20 protein-coding genes are annotated in these 19,336 nt (G+C 32.1%); 2 read left to right on the top strand and 18 right to left on the bottom strand.

The features are described from left to right. Positions 1-304: 304 nt before the first annotated feature. From CLOLE_RS07725 to CLOLE_RS07705, 5 genes are read right to left on the bottom strand one after another with little or no spacing between them, the layout of a single operon-like run. Positions 305-1,069, bottom strand: coding sequence for an alanyl-tRNA editing protein (locus tag CLOLE_RS07725; RefSeq protein WP_013656534.1), 765 nt, complete (start codon positions 1,067-1,069; stop codon positions 305-307). 10 nt (positions 1,070-1,079) lie between these two features. After that, positions 1,080-1,391 (bottom strand): AzlD domain-containing protein, encoded by a 312-nt coding sequence (locus tag CLOLE_RS07720; RefSeq protein WP_013656533.1) that lies wholly within the window; start codon positions 1,389-1,391, stop codon positions 1,080-1,082. Between the two features lie 47 nt (positions 1,392-1,438). Beyond that, entirely contained in the window at positions 1,439-2,173 is a 735-nt protein-coding gene (locus CLOLE_RS07715; RefSeq protein ID WP_013656532.1) for an AzlC family ABC transporter permease, read from the bottom strand. A gap of 29 nt (positions 2,174-2,202) precedes the next feature. Beyond that, positions 2,203-3,183 carry a serine O-acetyltransferase gene (locus CLOLE_RS22400; RefSeq protein WP_013656531.1) on the bottom strand — a complete coding sequence of 327 codons (981 nt, stop codon included), beginning with the start codon at positions 3,181-3,183 and terminating at the stop codon, positions 2,203-2,205. A gap of 58 nt (positions 3,184-3,241) precedes the next feature. Further along, the gene (locus CLOLE_RS07705; RefSeq protein WP_013656530.1) at positions 3,242-4,156 is read right to left on the bottom strand and encodes a PLP-dependent cysteine synthase family protein; all 915 of its coding nucleotides are present in this window, start codon (positions 4,154-4,156) and stop codon (positions 3,242-3,244) included. A 143-nt stretch (positions 4,157-4,299) separates the two neighbouring features. Here CLOLE_RS07705 and pdxR point away from each other — a divergent pair, with 143 nt between their 5' ends. Continuing rightward, positions 4,300-5,739, top strand: a complete 1,440-nt coding sequence (gene pdxR, locus CLOLE_RS07700; RefSeq protein WP_013656529.1) for a MocR-like pyridoxine biosynthesis transcription factor PdxR — start codon at positions 4,300-4,302, stop codon at positions 5,737-5,739. A gap of 305 nt (positions 5,740-6,044) precedes the next feature. Here the strand turns inward: pdxR and CLOLE_RS07695 are convergent, their stop codons facing one another. The 11 genes from CLOLE_RS07695 to CLOLE_RS07650 form a co-directional block, all read right to left on the bottom strand. Further along, positions 6,045-6,953, bottom strand: coding sequence for a C40 family peptidase (locus CLOLE_RS07695; RefSeq protein ID WP_013656528.1), 909 nt, complete (start codon positions 6,951-6,953; stop codon positions 6,045-6,047). 385 nt (positions 6,954-7,338) lie between these two features. Next, complete coding sequence (locus tag CLOLE_RS07690) at positions 7,339-7,551, bottom strand: hypothetical protein (protein ID WP_013656527.1); 213 nt, start codon at positions 7,549-7,551, stop codon at positions 7,339-7,341. A gap of 88 nt (positions 7,552-7,639) precedes the next feature. Continuing rightward, complete coding sequence (locus tag CLOLE_RS07685; protein ID WP_013656526.1) at positions 7,640-7,873, bottom strand: hypothetical protein; 234 nt, start codon at positions 7,871-7,873, stop codon at positions 7,640-7,642. A 37-nt stretch (positions 7,874-7,910) separates the two neighbouring features. Beyond that, entirely contained in the window at positions 7,911-8,234 is a 324-nt protein-coding gene (locus CLOLE_RS07680; RefSeq protein WP_013656525.1) for a hypothetical protein, read from the bottom strand. 26 nt (positions 8,235-8,260) lie between these two features. Next, on the bottom strand, positions 8,261-8,428 hold the full coding sequence (locus CLOLE_RS22940; RefSeq protein WP_013656524.1) for a hypothetical protein: 168 nt from the start codon (positions 8,426-8,428) through the stop codon (positions 8,261-8,263). A 145-nt stretch (positions 8,429-8,573) separates the two neighbouring features. Beyond that, positions 8,574-9,041, bottom strand: a complete 468-nt coding sequence (locus CLOLE_RS07675; RefSeq protein WP_013656523.1) for a GyrI-like domain-containing protein — start codon at positions 9,039-9,041, stop codon at positions 8,574-8,576. Positions 9,042-9,560: 519 nt separating this feature from the next. After that, positions 9,561-10,409, bottom strand: coding sequence for a hypothetical protein (locus tag CLOLE_RS07670; protein WP_013656522.1), 849 nt, complete (start codon positions 10,407-10,409; stop codon positions 9,561-9,563). 26 nt (positions 10,410-10,435) lie between these two features. Next, positions 10,436-11,083 carry a DUF488 family protein, N3 subclade gene (locus CLOLE_RS21760; RefSeq protein WP_013656521.1) on the bottom strand — a complete coding sequence of 216 codons (648 nt, stop codon included), beginning with the start codon at positions 11,081-11,083 and terminating at the stop codon, positions 10,436-10,438. Positions 11,084-11,255: 172 nt separating this feature from the next. Further along, the gene (locus CLOLE_RS07660) at positions 11,256-11,996 is read right to left on the bottom strand and encodes a hypothetical protein (RefSeq protein ID WP_013656520.1); all 741 of its coding nucleotides are present in this window, start codon (positions 11,994-11,996) and stop codon (positions 11,256-11,258) included. 168 nt (positions 11,997-12,164) lie between these two features. Beyond that, the gene (locus CLOLE_RS07655; RefSeq protein ID WP_013656519.1) at positions 12,165-12,656 is read right to left on the bottom strand and encodes a GNAT family N-acetyltransferase; all 492 of its coding nucleotides are present in this window, start codon (positions 12,654-12,656) and stop codon (positions 12,165-12,167) included. Between the two features lie 219 nt (positions 12,657-12,875). After that, positions 12,876-13,214 carry a hypothetical protein gene (locus tag CLOLE_RS07650; protein ID WP_013656518.1) on the bottom strand — a complete coding sequence of 113 codons (339 nt, stop codon included), beginning with the start codon at positions 13,212-13,214 and terminating at the stop codon, positions 12,876-12,878. Between the two features lie 133 nt (positions 13,215-13,347). Here CLOLE_RS07650 and CLOLE_RS07645 point away from each other — a divergent pair, with 133 nt between their 5' ends. Then, positions 13,348-13,746, top strand: a complete 399-nt coding sequence (locus CLOLE_RS07645; protein ID WP_013656517.1) for a hypothetical protein — start codon at positions 13,348-13,350, stop codon at positions 13,744-13,746. Between the two features lie 370 nt (positions 13,747-14,116). On the opposite strand, the gene CLOLE_RS22935 is transcribed toward CLOLE_RS07645, so the two are convergent. Together CLOLE_RS22935 and CLOLE_RS21755 are read right to left on the bottom strand one after the other, a co-directional pair. Continuing rightward, a complete protein-coding gene (locus tag CLOLE_RS22935) occupies positions 14,117-14,275 on the bottom strand; it encodes a hypothetical protein (protein WP_013656516.1) in 159 nt (52 codons plus the stop codon). A 270-nt stretch (positions 14,276-14,545) separates the two neighbouring features. Beyond that, entirely contained in the window at positions 14,546-19,336 is a 4,791-nt protein-coding gene (locus CLOLE_RS21755; protein ID WP_013656515.1) for a phage tail tape measure protein, read from the bottom strand.

The raw sequence follows: 19,336 nt of genomic DNA, 5'->3' as shown, positions 1-19,336 counted from the left end.
CTTAGCCGGTGCACCCTTATGTTAGGAAACTAAGACTTTAAGACTCTGGTTTAAAACTTTATTTAATTGTAGACTTTATAAAAACGTTTTTTGACAACTTATAAGTGGTGCCTCCCTTGCAGCACACAAGCGAACATTTTCCTTAAAGCTAGAGGTACCTGCAAGGCAGATTGAGACTTAGTCCAAGCCCGGTCAGTTCGTCAAGTTGATACTGTGGTGATTATACCATGGCAGTTGTTTGTTATGTTTTTACACCTATTATATGTACCCTAAAAGTGGAATCCCTAATAAAAATTTAACCTTCTTAATCTTTATGATACAATTCCATTGGTAACACATGATTAGGGAATTCTATTGTAATTCTTTGTAGATTTTTTCCTTTACTTTTCTTAGTGATACGCACATTACCAATATATTTGGTAGAAGGTAAGTGTGTTCCTCCACATGCACATACATAATCTAAGCATTTCCAGTAAACAGCTTCTTTTTGCTTAACATGAGCATATGTTTCTATTTTGTAGTCGTTTAAAATAAGTTCATTTACACATTCTGTAATTTTCATTATCTCATCATCATTCAATTTATCATGTATAAAAAAATCCAGCCTAGCTAAATCTTCCCTAATATCTGCCCCTTTAACATACGTTATTATTCCTTTCCTTACTCTATCAATTGCCATTAGCACAAGGTGAATAGCTGTATGTGAAATAGTTAATCTAGCTCGCCTTTCTACATCTATACAAATCTTCACTTTCATTCCTACTTTAAAATATCTTAGATATTCAACCTCTATATAATGATAAATAGGAGTATTAACAGATATAGTTGGAAAGTCTTGCTCCAAGAAAACATCTCCTACTCCTTTTTTTACATTAAAAAAAAGAATTTTTAACCTTTGCTTAAAATTATCTTCTATTAAAAAACATCCTTTATCTGCCTGTTGTCCTCCTCCTTCTGGAAAAGCTACCGTTTGGTCACATACAATACCCATTTCACTAACTTCTACTACTGTAGCAATACATGTTGTTAAATACAAATCATCATAATATATTTTTTCTGTTTTTATCATTAATATCTCCTTAAATAAAAAATAACTGTATTAAAATAGTTACCGCTACTGTTCCGCAAATAGTATATGTTATATTTAGCTTAGCATAAGAAAGTATGACTGCTACACATCCACCTACTATACCTATTATAGGATAATTTGTATTTACTGATAAAATGCTTGGAAATATCAAAGATCCTAATGCTGCATAGGGTATAGCTTTTAAAATACCTTCTAACTTCTGAGATATATGCATTTTATCTAATATCATTACAGGCAGTACTCTTGGAATATATGTTACTAAAGACATTCCTATTAATATAAAAACTATTTGTATATCCATTGAGTTCCCTCCATTTGAAGCAAATTTTAATTTATGTAAAATCCCTTTTATTCCTTGTCGATTTTGCTCATAGTGTATTTCCCTTCTTCATTAGTATCACGTAATATTTCGGCACCTATAACACCACCTAGTATAGTCGAACAAACAATTGCCCAGCTAGACTTCATAATTATTCCTAATAATATATTGATACAGATGCTGATAAGTACTACATATAAAACTTTAAAATCTTCATGAATACTTGGCATAATTAAACCAATGAACATAGCATATAGTGCAATAGACATACTTGAACAAATACTTGTTGGAATAATATCTATGATAACTGTCCCCAATATGGTTCCACCAATCCAAGAAACATATGTTATTAATGCTAATCCACCAAAAAAGTATTGATTACAATGGCTATCTTCTTCCATAGACATAATTCCAAAGGTTTCATCTGTTACGCCAAATGCCAATATCCATTGCAACCATATAGGTACATTTTTTAATCGATTCATTATGTAAGTACTCATAATTAAATGCCTAATATTAATAATTAATGTAGCAATTATAATTTCTAAACTTCCAGCACCGACAGATAACATATTCACTGCCATCAATTGACTAGCTCCTGCTAACAACATTATTGACATGACAATGCATTCAAGCTTAGATAATCCTGTTTGAACAGCAATTACCGAAAATGCAATTGATATAGGTATAAAACCTATTAATATAGGTATGCCTTTTTTTAGTCCCCATATAAACATTTGCTTATTTTGATTTAACTTCTTCATGGCAAACCTCTCTCTTTTAATATTTAATATCATCCTATCTGTTCTTTATAACCCTCTCTTCCTAATGCCACTGCCTCTATAATAATTATTTGAAAATCATCCTCAAAATCAATTCGTATATTCATTTTCTTGCATTCTGGACTCTTTTTTTCTTCAGTAAATTTAATTGTTAAGCATATTACACTATCTTCAATAGTAGTCACCTCAAGCTGAACACCTAATATTATATTATTATTTTCATCAACCAAATAAACCCTTGGTTTAGTTAAATTTCTCCCATGTATTTCTATTTTATTGTTACTTTTAGGTATTACTCCATAAATTAAGACCTTTTCCCTATCCTTGTTATACATAATTTGCATCTGATTAGAAATAGAGACTACAGTCTGAGAAGGAATATTCGTCGTTACAACACAATTAGGATTAATGACGACATCATCTCCAATATTTATAGGTCCTAATATTCTTGCACCTCCACCTATCTGAACATTATTACCTATTGTAGGATGTCTTTTCCCCGGCTTATTATTAGCTATCCTTCTAGAACCAATAATTACACCTTGCAACAAATAACAGTTATCTCCTATAATTGCAGTTTCTCCAATCACACTACCTACACCATGATCAATTACAAATCTCTTTCCAATCTGAGCTGCTGGATGAATTTCTACATGAGTCTTTACTTTAGCTTCTTCAGAAATTAAACGTGAGATTTGTCTACGTTTAATTTCTTCTAATGTCTTTTCATAGTAAATCGCATTAGCCATTCTATAATATACAACTGCTCTAAAACTCAAATATGAATTAAAAACATACTCCAAGTCATTTGCTGCAGGATCTTTTTCTCTTAGTGCTATTAAATCATCTCCTACACGCGTACATATTTCATCTATAACTTGATTTTTAATATCAGTAATCATTCCGATATCATCCCATTCTTCTTTCGGTAGATATAAATAAAATAAATTTTCTATTTGATTTTTTATTATTTTATAAATTTTTTTAACCATCCGTCCATTTCCCCTTTTATTCCTATATCGTCCCCATCAATAAACTATTTATCTCCCATTAATAATGTTCTAAATAACTTCTCCCACTATCCGGAGCGACTGTAACCACTACTTTTCCCCTTCCTAATTCTTTTGCAAACTTTAATGCTATACAAATATTAGCACCTGCTGAAATTCCCACAAGTAAGCCTTCTTTACATGCTAATTGTTTCATCATTTCATTAGCCTCTTCATAAGTTATATCAATGGCATTATCAATAACCTCGCCTTGAAGAATAGGCGGTATCATTCCTATTGAAAGACCCTGGATTTTATGAGGAGCTGAATTACCTTCTAAAGACTGGCATCCTTTAGGCTGCACTACTACTATATTTGCATTACTAAACTTCTCCCTAATAGCTTTTCCAACACCACTTATAGTTCCACTACTTCCCATTCCTGCAACAAAACAGTCTATTTGTTCCAATTCACTAACAATTTCCTTTCCCGTCCCCCTATAGTGTGCCTCTACATTTCCCATATTACTTAACTGATCTAGCCATATATACTCTGGATGTTCATTTAACATTTCTTTAACTAATCTAATATGTGAATCATTTCCTGTACTACTATCTGATAAATATACCTTCGCACCATATGCTTCTAACATCCTAATCTTTTCTTTACTATAATTATCAGGAATAACTAATATTAAATTATACCCTAATATGCTCGCAGCCATAGCCAATCCTATTCCTGTGTTTCCACCTGTTGGCTCTATAATTGTCTGTCTAGAGTTAGGAACTAACACCCCTTTTTCTTGGGCTTCTCTAATCATCTGAATTGCAACCCTACTTTTTACGCTACCCCCTGCATTAAATTCTTCTAATTTCACATACACATCAGCCATATCTTCTGACGCCACTCTTCTTAACTGAATCAATGGCGTGTTTCCTATATAGTCTATAACAGTATTTCTAAACTCTTTTTCCATAAAATCACCCTTAGTATAGTTTATTTTTTTAAAATTTTCTAATATAATATAACATATACTAAAATTTATTTTTAGTACCACAATTTTACTTTTTTTCTAGTACCACATTGAATAAACCAACTTTTTACGAAAGGATACTCTCTATGATTTGGATAGAAATAGATAAAACAAAAAAACTCCCCCTAATTAGACAAGTTTATCAGCAATTACGAAGTAAAATATTAAATGGTCAATTAAAATCAGGTGATAAACTACCTTCCTCTAGAGAATTAGCTATCTTCTTACATATTTCTCGAAACGTGATTTTAGAGGCATACAATTTACTATTATTAGAAGGATACATTATTAGTAAACCTTCTATTGGTACTTTTGTTGCAGAAGGCATCTTATTAGACAACACTCTAACGACTCCTTCTCAAAACTTATCATCTCCTCTAATTTCAAAAAACTCTATTTCTAATGAAAAAACCATAGATTTTCGTTCAGGCATTCCTGCACTAGACTTATTCCCCCTAAAAAAATGGTATACTTTAGAATCTCAACTTGCTTTAGAGACATCCCCTAATTGCTTTGATTATGGTACGCCTCAAGGAACTCCTGAATTACGCACCTCTATTTGTACCTACCTCCAACGAACACGTGGTCTAATTTGTGATCCCTCACAAATTATTATTACCAGTGGGTCCATTCAAAGCTTCTCTCTTCTATCGAAACTTCTACTGACTCAAGATACCTCCTATATCATTGAAGATCCTTTGCATTATGAAATCAGAAAAACCTTTGAAGCCGCTAGCATCAATCATTATAGTGTTCCAGTAGATGAACAAGGTATTCTTACTGCTTTTCTTCCTGAAAATATTAATCCTTCATTTATATTTGTGACACCCTCACATCAATACCCATTAGGTGGTCTACTTTCTATTCAACGTAGAATTGAATTAATTAAATATGCTGAAGAAAAAAATTGCTATATTATAGAAGATGACTATGACAGTGAATTTCATTATTTAGGCTCTCCTGTTTCTGCCTTATATGATTTGGCTCCTAATCGTGTCATTTATGTAGGTACTTTTAGTAAAATTCTCTCACCTTCTCTTCGTATAGGCTACATGATTCTTCCTTACGAATTGGTTGATTGCATTTGCGAATATAAAAAAAGAAGTGACTATTTCACCAACACCCTTAATCAACTGCTTCTTTCTAAATTTATAGATAATATGTCCCTTAATAAACACATACTTAAAATGCGCAAGCTATATTTTAAGCGCCATAATACACTTATTGAATCACTCCTAAGTACCTTCGATATTTCCGTAACAATTCAAGGAGAATCAACGGGGTTACATTTAATAGCTATGTTTAAACATGTAGAATTTACAGAGCCTCTAATAAAATTTCTTTATCAAAACGGTGTTGCTATTTATCCTATTTGGATTCACTCTCTAAGAAAAGATTACCCCAAAAACAGTATTATTTTAGGCTACAGCCACCTTTCCTGTGAAATGATTCAAAAAGGTATTGCACTTTTAAAAGAGAATCTTATTGTTTGGTACAATCAGATTAATAACAGCAATAATGGCTAATGCCACCGTTTAAATCAACTTGTAGTATTCTTTTCACTTACAGGTTGACTTTTTAACTAATGAATTTGTCTATATAAGACTTCGATGTCTTTCATACTTACCCTTTAATGTTGCAATATATAAAACTCATCTTAACTACCTGCAATTACTTAAAATACGCACTATTTTATTACTAACGCAAAAATCTCTCAAGACATTAACTAGCAATATCTTGAGAGACCTATTATTTTTTACTTATTCTAAATCATTTTATGACACATAATTTAGGAAAACTACCAAATTCTAATATTTTACATTTTTATATTTTATATTACTCTTCTAATTACTTGAAGTGGTACGCCGCCAGATGTATAAGCACCTGAAATAATAATACCTGTTGATGGTGTACTTGCATGAATCATCTTACCGTCTCCTATATATATGCCACAATGACTAATCGCAGATGTACTTTTTCCAAAGAATAATAAATCTCCTTTTTGAAGATTTTCTTTAGCAATTAATGCTCCCACTTTGCTTTGGTCACTTGAAGTTCTTGGAATAGTTATTCCATGAATTTTCATAACACCTTGTGTAAAACCAGAGCAATCTGTCCCATTTGTTAGACTGGTCCCACCATATACATAAGGGTTTCCTAAATACTTCATGGCTGTATCAACCACTTTTTCACCTTTTGAACTATTAGTGGTTGTTGTGCCACCTGTCCATACAGGAATCTCTCCAACATTACTGAGTGGCTGGGTACTAATATAAGCTCCATACTTACAGTCTATATATTGACTCGACACAAACCCGGCACTGCCATTAACCATAATCTTATAAAAGTCATTAACTTTATATAAAACTTCAACATTAGTTCCACCTTTCAAACTTCCAATAACTTTTGACTTTTGAGTATCCGGATAGCTCCTTATATTTAAACTTGTTGCTTTAACAGTCCCATCAGCCTTTGTGAGTGTTAGGTATTCTCTTTTAGCATAAGCTTTTGTACCTTGAATATCAACTTTATACCATACATCACTTGTTCCTATCAAATCAACAATCTGTACTGACTCTTTAGCATAAACCTTCTTAACAATAGATGAGGTTGCTGTAGGATTTGATCTCACATTAAGAACATTTGCATTAACAGTTCCTACTGTTTTACCAAATGCACACTGAGGAAGCATCATCATGCTAGCTCCTAATATCAATGTTATTTTCTTTCTATTCCACATAAAAACCTCCATTTTCACACCACAAGTTGTATATATTAACAATTTATTACATTTTGTTACAGATATTGTACATCTTTTTAAAGTAAATGTCAATTTCTGTAAGAACATTTCTGCAAAAACTACATAGTGCTATTAATTAAACTTCCTAATCATTGATTCAAAATAAAAAGCCTCACAATTATTGAAAATCAAGTAATTGTAAGGCTCAAATCTATTCGTTTTATTTTGCTATATCACTTCTAAATAGAGTACGGTTCATCATACTATACAAAGTATTGATAAACCGTACTTTTTAATGTTTTACTTTTATGATTTATAGTGTATTTTATTCATTTTTTATTACTTATTTGTCCCAAATTTGTCCTAAATTTGTCCCCTAAAAAGACTATTTAAATAGTTTCTTAAACAAATCTCCTAGAGAAAAAGTAGTCTTTCTATAAACCTTATTATAAATAGCCTTCTTAGGGTTCTTAATCATCCCCATTCCCTTTTTCCCATAAGTAGGATCAATAGCTTTCTTAATTGCTCTTTTAGCTTTTCCTGTAGTCCTTGCTTTAATAGACCTCTTTAAACTAGGTGTTCTCATCCCAAACTTCATATGTATTCCCCCTGTCAAATCTTTTATACAGTATAGCACCTTTTGAAGTCTTAATTTGTAGATTCTTAGGTACTTACATAAGTTTAAATCATTCACTTAATCCCTTGCTATGTCTATCTATTATTTCTGATGCCTTAATTCTTAATAAAGTATCTTCTTCTTCATCTTCATGTTCAAATACATATCCTATTGCATGGACTGCATCAATACGCATATGAGTAAATAGTATTTCTTTTTCTTCTTCTGAAAACTCTTCTATTGGGATATCATTTATATATCTTTCTATAGTCCAAGCATTTACATCAAACTTCTTTTTGGCCATATTCTCGACCTCCTTACCTTTTGTACCTGTAGCTACATCACTGTCCTACTTTAAAGTTGTTACTCTTATAATTTTTGATACTTACTTTGTTCATCTTCTCAACTTCTAATCGTTTAAGTTCTCCCATTCTCCACTGATCTGCAAGTGACCTCTTAAAAGCAATTGGAGTTGATTTAGAGTGAGGGATTTCATTAAGATTTTTATTTATATAACCTTGACTCACACCCCAATATTCAGCAAGCTGCTTTTTATTAAGCCATTTATCTGTTGTTTCTTCATGTATAACCTCCCTTATCATATCCTTAAGAGTTTCATTAATATTCTTCTTTAAATCATCAAAAAATGTTTCTACAATTCCCATATTATCCCCTCTCATCCTTTTAAAAATTAATCCTTACTTATATCATTTTTTACAGGCACATATCCTATTGCTAAAAATGCTGCATCTAATGCCTTTTCAAAATATGCATCTAGTTCTTCTTGAGTGAATTCTTCTATAGGAACCCCTCCTATAAATCTTCTAACATTCCATCCATTCACAACTATAGCTGCCATTATAATCCTCCTTTATGATTGATAATTAAATTATTGACTAGCAACTTGAAATTTATCCACTAAAATAAGGCTAGTTTTCTCTAGCCTTAACGAACTATCTTTTTAATTGCTAATTTAATAGCTATTTATTACGATAAACTGGAATTTAGGACTTTCTTTGAATAGCAAAAATAATATCAATCGTTGGCTGATTTCCAGTGCTTTTTTCTGTGTGATATTCATATTCCATATTCAAAGCTTCATAAGAATTTTTAGGTAGCCATTTTGTGTAAAAATATCGTTTTGCTTCTCCAATGGAAGCACCCCACAAAAAGCCAAGTTTCGGCTTTACTGTAATTTTAGCATACTCACTGGCAGGGAGTATAAAGGTTTCCAAGCCGTCTTTATCAAAAGTACTGCCTATAAACATTTCAAAATTGTTACTTTGTTCATCGTAGTTTCTAGATAGAACAAAATAGGGAAGTACCTCTCCCTCTGGTACTGAAACCGCCATATGGTATTTTTGGGAAAGAGATTTTATGTCTTTAGAAATTGTTTTATCGTTTGATTTCTGCCATAGTCCGTATATCGTCTGTTGCTCTATATATTCCACGTTTACTTCTAAATTTGCCATTTTTGAACTCCTTTCAAATTCAAATTTATAATTCTATAAAATAAATATTTTCTCTATTATACAAAAACAGAACCAAGTTTTCACCTGGTCCTACTAAAACTATTCTTTTATTTTATATTTGAACATCAAAATAAAACTATCTTACATATTTATAAGATTTAGTTATAGCGTCATTGTTTATAGCATAAAGTATAAAAGAGAACATAATTAAAAAGAGGATGTCATGAAAAAGATAATCTCACAAATTATCAACTTCCTACGTCCACAAAATATTATGCTTAATATTACACTAAACGTCTACTCAAGTGACACTATAACAATTATCTTACTGCTGTTTTTACTTCTTTACCTAACCAGGACCAACTAGATAGGTAATGATGTATTCTACACTTTTATTGTATGCAATAGATTTTGTTTTATGATGAATTTGTTATTTTTTATTGTTAATTCTATTACCACTGTAGGATCGATGTCAAAATGAGCCATGAATAACCCATGGCTCTAGATTAAACTATTCTTTTATATAAACGTTATCTGTCCTTCTATAGGATTATTAACTTTACTACTAGTCTTGATTTTTTCTTTATTCACTTTTTGTTTAGAATATGATACTACTCCTAATATTATAAAAGTAGGCCATGGATGCACCGTACCAACAATAAAATATGAATCTTTATTATCATTATTAAAATAGTTCATCCATTTTTCTGATAGCTTCTTTAATGCTACTTTTTCATCTCCATAATATTTTTTAAAATTCCTATACGTTTGATAAATCTCCCAGTCTGTTATTTTTAACTTATGTACAGATTTGCAACCATTATTACAGGTAAACTTAAATGAGAAATCCCATGGAACTTTCTGTAATTTCACTATATTTTGATCTTCAAATAACCCCATTTGGTTTAAACACATTTCTTGTTCTGAAGACCAGTTTTTATCTGCTGGTGTAATTACTAGATCCAGTACTTCTTTAGGTTGGAATATTCCTAAGGAAGTATTGAATTGTTGATGTGATTCTATAACTTCTTCTAGTGAATTTTTGCACAATGGTAATATCCATTTCTTACGTTCATCCATGTCTTTTTTTGCATCTAGTTTATTTAACACTTTCAATGTTGACTCGTCAATTTTATAGCTTTCCACCCTTAAATCTTTAGGATTTCTATAAACTGTCGCTTCTATCCATGTGTATTTATTAAATTGCTGATTTTTATTTAATCTTCTATATCTTAAAGGATATAATCTTATCCATTCACCTTCATCCGTTATTCCTGCAGTACAAACTGTTTCCCCATATTTTATGCTAGGTGTAGGATAGGTTTTTACAATCATCAACATCTTTTTCTTCTGCAAATCTGGAATCATTTAGTTTCCTCCCCTAAATACCACTATTATAAATTATTAATACACATCTTATCTTCCTTCCCCTTAATAAGTTCCTGTGCTAAAGCTATTCTGTGACATGTAGTATAGTCTTTCTCAAAGCATAGTAAGCAAAACTTCATATTTAAATTAGCACTTATTGCAGAATTTAATATCTCCACAGTTTCTTTCTGTGTAGATATATACCTTTTATAATCTTTAAAGAAACTATCATAGTCATGTGTAGCCTTTAGTTTTTCTCTAATATCTTTAGGGCTTCCAAGTACTTTAAAATGACTATAATTTATATCTGCTTTTTTTAGTTCCTCTGCTAATGTGTTTTTGGAAAACCCTTTTTTCCTACTTAAAGGTATCTCCCTTACATCTAAAATATAGTTCACACCTGCTTTTTTTAGTCTAGATATAAATGATTCTATAGTTAACCCTTCATAACCTATAGTATATAGTGTGGTTACATCTCTTTTTCCCTTTTTTACATTAGGGTCACCATATTTTGAATACATAGCCGTTTTAAGAATTAGCCATGTACCTCCGCTCTTTTTTACTTCACTCTCATTGAATTTATTATCGCTGATAGCATGGCGTAATGTAGAAGTCGCCATATCCCAAGTTTGAGCAGCTTCTGCAATAGTAATAACATTATTTAATTCACTCATATAATCACTCCAATTTACGAATTCATTAATCTTTTCATTTACTACACGAATTCGTGTACGTGCATTCCGCTACCACGAATTCGTGTATTTTCATAGTATAACACGAATTCGTGGCTTTTACACCTTTTAAAATGATTATTTGTGTAAATTTTTTTATTATTAAAACATCTAGTTATGCTCTATAAATTTCATTGTTAAATTCACCATTATTTAATTCATGTTGATCATAATCAAGATTTAAATCTCTTCTTAATTGATTATATTCTCTAACTATCTGAGATACGATTTCCCTTATTAACTGTAGTTCTTTTTTATTAAAGTATTCTATATATGCTTCTTCTACTTTTTTTTCACTTCCTCCATAATTTTCATTTACATATCTATAAAATATAGCTAGTTTTATTAATTTAGGAGATGCCAGTTCTTCGTGATCTATTATGAATTGGCTAAGTTCTTTTTTGTTGAATTTTGTTAATTCATCTTCTACCACTATTTCCTCATGTGATAGAACTTGTTGATTAAAGAGATTTGTCTTTGTTCGGCTTCTCTTTTTACATATTTCTAGAAATGGAAATTCATTAAAACTATACGCTTTATTTTGGGTATCTTCTGAAAATACCCTGAACCCTTCTGATTGACATACAATACTATAGAGAGGTGCGTATAACTCCGTATACCTTTTATAATAAAAGTCATTTTGAAATGTGTTACTTCTAGTATAATCATCAAATTCTTTTTGAAAATCAAGTTTAATTTTTTCTGGTATCTCTGTTAATGCTACTAAATCTTCCTTTGTTGCTATATTATCAAATTTTTTGCTTATGTACGCTGGAAACCCTATTTTCAAAATACTTCCTAATATAAAGCACACAAGACCTACAATGAGACTAAAAGTAACTTCAAATAATTCCATAAAATCACTCCTTTGATTAATAATTACTTAATAATACCATGTATCTACATAAGTTTTTGTCGAATTTACTGTACCACAATAAAATTCGCATTTGGGGCATAAAAAAGAAGCCAGAGATTAATCTATGGCTCTCTACAGAAACTATCTTTTTATTACTGATTTAAATAACTATTTGTTTAGCTGACACTCATTTTTCGAAAGGCAGTCTAGAGTATAAATATTATGCAGATATTCTTTTCCCCTAAAAGAATACATTTTAGTCTTTCTATTAAAAACAAAACCAAGTTTTTGTGTTAAATGTATGGATCTTGCATTATCTACAGAAATATGTGCATTTATTCTATGGACTCCCATTTTGTTGATACAAAATGATATGATAACTTTTAATGCTTCTGTCATTATGCCATTTCCCCAATATTCTTCTTGTAAATCATAGCCTATATCAACGCAATTTCCCTTTTTGCTCCAACAATGAAATCCACAAGTTCCTATTTTAACGTCATTATTCTTTAATACAATAACCCACCGATGCTGTGCTCGTGGCTCGGGTTGTAAATAGAAGTCTATAATTTCATCGGCTTCTTCTAAATTACTTATTGGCTCAGCATCAAATAAGTATCTATTTACCACCTCATCGGAAAATTGTTGTAAAATAAACACTCGGTTATCAAATGAAATATTTGTTTATGAACTAATTATATTACTTGATTCAATAATTTTCAGTAATTAAATATTGAAAATTATATGTAAAAAAACGCATCTAATACAATGTTAGTGATTAGATGCGTTTTTTACCTTTATTTCTACTTCATGTTGCCCGATTATAGAGGCCCTTTCATACGTCCTCTTTTACTCTTTGAATATAAATTATGTATTAGACTAAATATTGTTTGACATCATAGTCCCTGTATAAAAAACTTCAATCCATCCGTTTGATAAACTTTGGGCATAATCGAAATATAAAGTCCCTCTACATGTTCCATACACGTTATGATATTCTTCATAAAAAATACTATTTGGAATTTCTGAGGTTGATTGATAAGTTCTTCTAACTGTCTTTGGATACCTAAAAACAGCTCTTGGTGATACTGAAGTCTCTTGAGCATTAGAAATCAACTGTTGTTCAATAGCTACGGATGGTGTTGTTGCAAAGACAGGAGCTGATAAAAGCATTAGAGAAGATGTCATAATTAATAATTTTAAAAATAGTTTTTTCATATTTAAACCTCCTAAATAGATGTAATAATCTTAATATACTATAATTTTGTATACAAATCAATAAATATTGAAAATTTTATTTATTTATGGTATTGTCTATATTATTACTATGTTGATTAAGGAGGTGAATTTTATGAATAAACTTCGTACAAACTATACTTTTACGCTTAGTATAATAATTCTTATAATGGTTAGTATGCCATTATTTGCAAACACTCATACTGAAAGAGAAGTTCCTAAAAAAGTAATAAAAATCTATAAAGACTTCAATCTACTCAAAGAACAAGGTGATACAATAAAAATTAATATGCTTAATTATACCTTGGATTATATAGAACGAATAGATAATACAAATAATTATAAAGTCGTGTATGTATTACAAGAAAAGATAATCAAAACGTTTGATAGTTTAGATGCTGTTAAGGAATTTGGAGACAGCTTTCAATTGAATGAACTTCAATACAACCTATTTTCCATTAAAAGAATAGGTGAAACTGAAAAAATGATTGTCATATATGTGCTAAAACAATAACCCCATTTTTATTAACAAGGTGTACCTGTTTTTTATAATCAAATTAGGAAATGGCCATGCTTATGAAGTCATTTAAGGGGTTAAGTGATAACGCCCTTTCCAAGGGGGGACAATAATACCATAATGAATGGCTGTTTGTTCAATACACAGTCTGTTATCTGTATTTTATAAAGGAGAGAATGTATATGGTAAAATGTCCTAAGTGTGGCGGTTATATGTATTTTCTACTAAATTACTTGATTGTATCCTGTCTCTCTCTTCTTTTGCTATCCTAACTCCTTCACAACCACACGATTTTGTCTTATTATTAGTTAATCTACCTGAAAAAATCTACGTTTTTAGGCAAAAAAGAAGGGTAAGGCTTTTTGCCCTACCTTTTATCTTCTATATTATTTGCCATTGCATCTCCTATGTACTTAAGTCCTAAATGTTTCTCAAAAGATTTTTTAGCCTTTTCTTCTAGTGCCCTTCGTTCTTCTGGTGTAGCTTCTTCTATAGGTTTACCATTAAGTAAAATAATGTATTTCATATAATCACCTCAGATATATTATAGCCAAGTTAGAATATGTCTATACTTCAACTGCCAACTTTCCGATATATGTATAATAAGGAAAGAACCTTAGTTTTTACGCTAAGCTTCTTTCCTTTTCTATAGTGTGGGATACTCCTGCTAGTTTGGCTAGTTCGTCACGCGCTTTAAGTGATTTATTTTCACTTGGTGCAGATTTCTGCACTATGTTTAAATCATTTCTTGTACCTTGTCTTTCCTTAGCCTTAGCTTGGATGATAGGCTTAAGCTTTACTTTATTCCTTTTGCCCTATTTAACTGTTGCATGAATGCTGTTAATTGGTTCATAATCTTGCTAATATCACTAGAATTTTTAACGACATTTGTCACTGTCATATTTGCATTTGTATTATTATTCGTACTATAAGAAGATGTATTATAGTTATTGCTAGATGCACTTTGAAGCTTATTAGAAGCAGCTGCTAAAGTCATTCCACTTATACCGCCAGCAATACCTCCTGCACCACCTAAACCTAAACTACTAAATGCACTTTTCAAAGTATTAGCTGCTGCTAGCTGCACCTTTATACTGTTTATAAAAGCGTTTTCTCTTTCTGTTAGCTGCTGTTTCAGTATTTCAGTGATGCTAGTTTCTATCCTTGTAGACTCTTCTAACATCTTGTTTTGAGTCTCTTTATAAGCATCCAACTTCTCTTTTTCAACATTCTTAGCAATAGTGGCTTCATTTTTAGTCTGATCTATTTTGTCTTGAAGCAATTCTTTATCACTCTTAAGCTGTTGCTGTCTTGTATAATCTCTTTTAGCTTGTTGTGTGTCATTAAGTTCCTCTGCTAGTTTTTCAAACTCTTCTTGAGTTCTAGCATTTTTCATTCTAGCTTCTAGGTCAGCTATTTTTTCATCATACTCTTTTTGCTTTTGAAGCTCTTCTTCCTTATCGTATTGCTCCTGTAAGGCATCAATTTGAGCCTGGTAAGCTTCAACTTTCCTATTGCATTCATCATCAATCATGGCAATAGTCTTGTTGTATTCCTCTTCCTTGGCTTTAATATTAGCTTCCACAGTCTTTTTAACAGCTTCTTGCTTCTTTTTTTCAAGTTCTTCTTGCTGTTCGGCTAGTTCTTTTTCAACTCTATAAATCTCCTTAGCCATTTCTTTCTTGTATTCAGCGGATTGCTTAGAGTACTCTGCGATACGTTCATAAGCTTTCCTCTCTTCTTCCAAAGACAACCTATTGTAATACTTTTCTTGTTCAACCCATTCTTTAGATTTCTCAATTTTAGTATCAAGTAATTTAGAAGAGATTTCAGCTTTTTGATATTCTGTAAAACTATACTTGTTCAAAGCTTCTTCGTACATTTTAATCTCATTATCATAAGAAAGTTGACCTAGACTTCTCTTTCTTTCCATGATGTCAAGATAGTTGTTATACATGTACTCTTCAATATCTACTTTTTCTTCAGCAGTAGAAGCATAAGCTGCTTTAATCTTTTCAAGTTGGGTCATTTCTTCATTAAGGCCTACTTCACCTATTTTTCTACTTTTCTCAAACGCTTCAAGTGCCTTATTTAAAGGACTGTCTTTATCTTTTCCACTAGAAGAACCACCTGCCCCCACATTGGCTGTTACAATATCTATATTTTTAATTTCTTCTTGGATTTTCTTAAACTCGATAAGTTTGTTGTTGTACTCGTTATACATATCTTGAAGTTCTTTACTTTGAGACATTTTATATGTAAATGCACCCGAATCTTGAATAGAACCATCATCATTAAATTTCAGTCCACTTAATGCTTGCTGTGCTTTGATTTCTTGCAAGTACAACTTAATTCTAGCTTGCGTTTGAGTCATTACCTGCTTTGTCTTTGACGCTTCATTCTCTAGTTGCTGCTTAGTAGAGGTTGTAAGTCCATTTTTAACCTTTTCTAATGCAGAAGCTTCTAAAGTGTATTTACCTGTTGTGCTATCAATACATGCCTCTAATTCTGGATATTGCCTGGTAAGATTGATGATTTCATCTGCACTTAATTCATTGCCTTCTTTAACCTTTTGTATTACCTTTTCGAGTTCATCCAGTTTACCAGAATAGGTTTCAGTCTTTCCTGAGATTTCTTCTAGTCGTTTAGCTAATTCATCTGCCTCTTCTCCGAGATCTTCCAGTCCGTCAGCAACACCTTTAGGATCTAAATTATCATTCATAGCTTTTCCTACAACAGGCAAAGACTTAAGCATATCTGCTACAAATTCTTGATATTCAGTATCCATGTTTAATATAGACTGTCCAAACATCATTTTAATAGCTTTGGATTGTTCTTCTGTATATTCTACCACTTCTTGTAGCCCTAACTGTTTCTTGACTTCTTTAAGTTGATTAGAATAATCAAAGTTAAAAGCTTCATATTGCGCTTGTGAATACCTTTCAAGTGCTTCACTTAGATTAGACCACTCAGTATATAATTTGTCATACAACCCTGTGTCATCTATTCCATATTTTCTAGCATTCTGAACGATTTCTCCTAACAAATCTTTGTATTTTTCTGCATCTTCAGAGTCAAATTTCATCTGAATACCACTACCATTGTATGAGGATATTTCTATTAAGTCCTTGTACTCTTTGCTTATCTCAGATAGAGCTTTACCCCATGCCTCCATGTTTTTGTTCCCACCCAAATTACTTGAGCCAGCAGAAAACCAACTACTTTTTGCTAATTTGTCTAATTCATCTTTAGAGTCTATTAATTCTTGACCTAATGCTATTCCAGCATCAACTTTTTTCTTTTCTTTTAACTTGTTGAGTAGCTCTATTTGTTCACTATACTTACCATTTACAATATCAATGCCACTTGCTTCTAGTCCATATGAGTCAATAAGTTCTTCCTGTATAGCCTTAAGTTGTTCTTTTTTATCCTTATCATCTTCTTGAAGTTCGTTAACTTCCTTGTACTGTTTCTTTAAATCTTCAAGTGACTTAGCTGTTTTACTATAGTTTCTAGCAGACTCTAAGGCTTTTTCTTGTGCTTCCCTAGCTTCATCTGCTGACTTCTTCCAAAGTGCCAGAACTGTAACTAATGCTGTAATAGCAAGACCAGCTGCGGTGAATGCCTTAGGAGAAGCTTTAACAACACTGATTAAACCATCCATCTTCCCACTTATCTTGCCTATTCCTGAAATAATACTACTTGATAATTTTAAGAAGGTACCACCTACTTTAAGTACAGGTCCTATAGCTGCGGCTAACATAGTCCACTTGATAATATTTTTTTGAGTCTCTTGATCTAACTCACTAAACTTAGTAATCCATCCGGATACCGTTGTAAGTGCATCCCTAAACATAGGGATAAATGTTTCTCCTAATTGAATGGCAACACCCTCTAATTGTGATTTTAGAAGAACAAACTGACCTTGTAGGTTATCGTTCATTATTTCGGCCATTTCTTCGGCAGCACCTTCGCAATTATATATTGCATCAGATAGCTTATTGTAATCTTCTTCACTACTATTTATGAGAGTTAGTAACCCAGCCATAGCAGTTTTACCACCAATAGCTTCGGCTTCTTGCACTTTTTGAGCATCCGTTAAACCATCTGTGCTTTTAGTTAATGCTTCTACTGCTTCTTGAACTTCTCCATATAACGTAGCTGTATCTTTTAATGTTCCTTTTTCATCTGTAAGCTCAACACCTAAGTCTTTGGCAGATTGTACTAGATCATCATTAATAGCCGTTTTAGATGCATCACTCATACCGTTAAATGCTGCTCTTAAGTCTCTTAATACACTATCCAAGCTTCTCATACTTCCATCAGCATTGGTTGTTTTAACAATTAGCTTCTCTCCATTTGCTTGAAGTACTTCAATATCATCTGACATTTGAGCAAATATTTTTCTTAGTGCTGTACCACCTTGTGAAGCTTTAATACCATTGTTGGCCATTAATCCTAATGCTAGTGCAACATCTTCGATAGAGTAGCCAAATGTTCCAGCTAAAGGTGCTGCATATGTAAAAGATTCTCCCATGGTTGCAACACTAGAGTTACTTGCTGCCGATGCTGCCGCTAATACGTCTGCAAAGTGTGAAGCTTCTTCGGCACTCATTCCAAAAGCTGTCATAGAATCCGTAACAATATCTGATACCGAGCCGAGTTCTTCTCCTGAACTGGCTGCTAAGTACATAATACCTTCAAGTCCATCTAGCATTTGTTGGGTTCTCCATCCAGCCATAGCCATATATTTTAAGGCTTCTGCTGACTGTGTAGCTGAATATTTTGTTGTCTCTCCCATATGTCTAGCTTTTTCAACTAGCGCGTCAAATTCCTCTCCTGTGGCTCCACTTATAGCCTTTACTTCGCTCATTGCAGCTTCAAAACTTGATGCAGCTTTAACGGTAGCTGTTCCAACTGCTAATATAGGCATTGTTGCGTACATAGAAAGTGAATTACCTACGCTATTCATTGTATTGCCTACTGCTCTAAGTTTTTTCGATGATGCTTCACAAGCTTTTGCTAACGCATACCATGCACTAGATTGTTTAACTATTGCTTGATTGGTTTCACCTAATTCTGCTGTCATGGTTCTAAGGGTTGCTTGTGCTTGATTGTACCTGGTATTAGCATCTGCTACAGACTTATTATTGTTTTGCATCTTAGATGTGTTCTTAGCATACTGTTGTTCTAGTTTCTTATAGGCTTCGTTTAATTCTTTAGCCTTGTCACTTCTTTTACCATTAGCAGCTACTTCTTCGTCATACTGCCTTTTCGTAGCTTCCATTGCTACCCTTAATTCTTCTTGCTTATTTTTACTATTAGTTAATGCAGTTTCTGATCTACTAAGTGCTTCTTTAAACTTATCAACCATTTGAGATTGCACATTGATCTGTTTAGCTAGATTCTCAGATTTAGCTTTCATACCTTCTAAACTAGTAGAAAATCCTTTAACACCAGCTTGTGCCAATGTGAACTCGCTTTTAATTGATTTTAGTTGTGATGCAAGGTCTTTCATCCCTTTTTTGAGGTCGCTATCCTCCATGGTGGCTCTGACTGCTAAGCCTTCTATATCTTGGGTTGCCAT

Source organism: Cellulosilyticum lentocellum DSM 5427 (assembly GCF_000178835.2).
GTDB lineage: Bacteria > Bacillota > Clostridia > Lachnospirales > Cellulosilyticaceae > Cellulosilyticum > Cellulosilyticum lentocellum.
The sequence above is the reverse complement of the archived record's forward strand: the minus strand, read 5'-3'. Positions and strand labels throughout refer to the sequence as shown.

Bases quoted from the DNA above. Each gene is read 5' to 3' on its own strand.
- CLOLE_RS07685 (WP_013656526.1), bottom strand. From the start codon at position 7,873: ATGGCCAAAAAGAAGTTTGATGTAAATGCTTGGACTATAGAAAGATAT.
- CLOLE_RS21760 (WP_013656521.1), bottom strand. From the start codon at position 11,083: ATGAGTGAATTAAATAATGTTATTACTATTGCAGAAGCTGCTCAAACT.
- CLOLE_RS07670 (WP_013656522.1), bottom strand. From the start codon at position 10,409: ATGATTCCAGATTTGCAGAAGAAAAAGATGTTGATGATTGTAAAAACC.
- pdxR (WP_013656529.1), top strand. From the start codon at position 4,300: ATGATTTGGATAGAAATAGATAAAACAAAAAAACTCCCCCTAATTAGA.
- CLOLE_RS07690 (WP_013656527.1), bottom strand. From the start codon at position 7,551: ATGAAGTTTGGGATGAGAACACCTAGTTTAAAGAGGTCTATTAAAGCA.
- CLOLE_RS21755 (WP_013656515.1), bottom strand. From the start codon at position 19,336: ATGGCAACCCAAGATATAGAAGGCTTAGCAGTCAGAGCCACCATGGAG.
- CLOLE_RS07715 (WP_013656532.1), bottom strand. From the start codon at position 2,173: ATGAAGAAGTTAAATCAAAATAAGCAAATGTTTATATGGGGACTAAAA.
- CLOLE_RS07720 (WP_013656533.1), bottom strand. From the start codon at position 1,391: ATGGATATACAAATAGTTTTTATATTAATAGGAATGTCTTTAGTAACA.
- CLOLE_RS07660 (WP_013656520.1), bottom strand. From the start codon at position 11,996: ATGGAATTATTTGAAGTTACTTTTAGTCTCATTGTAGGTCTTGTGTGC.
- CLOLE_RS07680 (WP_013656525.1), bottom strand. From the start codon at position 8,234: ATGGGAATTGTAGAAACATTTTTTGATGATTTAAAGAAGAATATTAAT.
- CLOLE_RS22400 (WP_013656531.1), bottom strand. From the start codon at position 3,183: ATGGTTAAAAAAATTTATAAAATAATAAAAAATCAAATAGAAAATTTA.
- CLOLE_RS22940 (WP_013656524.1), bottom strand. From the start codon at position 8,428: ATGGCAGCTATAGTTGTGAATGGATGGAATGTTAGAAGATTTATAGGA.
- CLOLE_RS07675 (WP_013656523.1), bottom strand. From the start codon at position 9,041: ATGGCAAATTTAGAAGTAAACGTGGAATATATAGAGCAACAGACGATA.
- CLOLE_RS22935 (WP_013656516.1), bottom strand. From the start codon at position 14,275: ATGAAATACATTATTTTACTTAATGGTAAACCTATAGAAGAAGCTACA.
- CLOLE_RS07650 (WP_013656518.1), bottom strand. From the start codon at position 13,214: ATGAAAAAACTATTTTTAAAATTATTAATTATGACATCTTCTCTAATG.
- CLOLE_RS07725 (WP_013656534.1), bottom strand. From the start codon at position 1,069: ATGATAAAAACAGAAAAAATATATTATGATGATTTGTATTTAACAACA.
- CLOLE_RS07645 (WP_013656517.1), top strand. From the start codon at position 13,348: ATGAATAAACTTCGTACAAACTATACTTTTACGCTTAGTATAATAATT.
- CLOLE_RS07705 (WP_013656530.1), bottom strand. From the start codon at position 4,156: ATGGAAAAAGAGTTTAGAAATACTGTTATAGACTATATAGGAAACACG.
- CLOLE_RS07695 (WP_013656528.1), bottom strand. From the start codon at position 6,953: ATGTGGAATAGAAAGAAAATAACATTGATATTAGGAGCTAGCATGATG.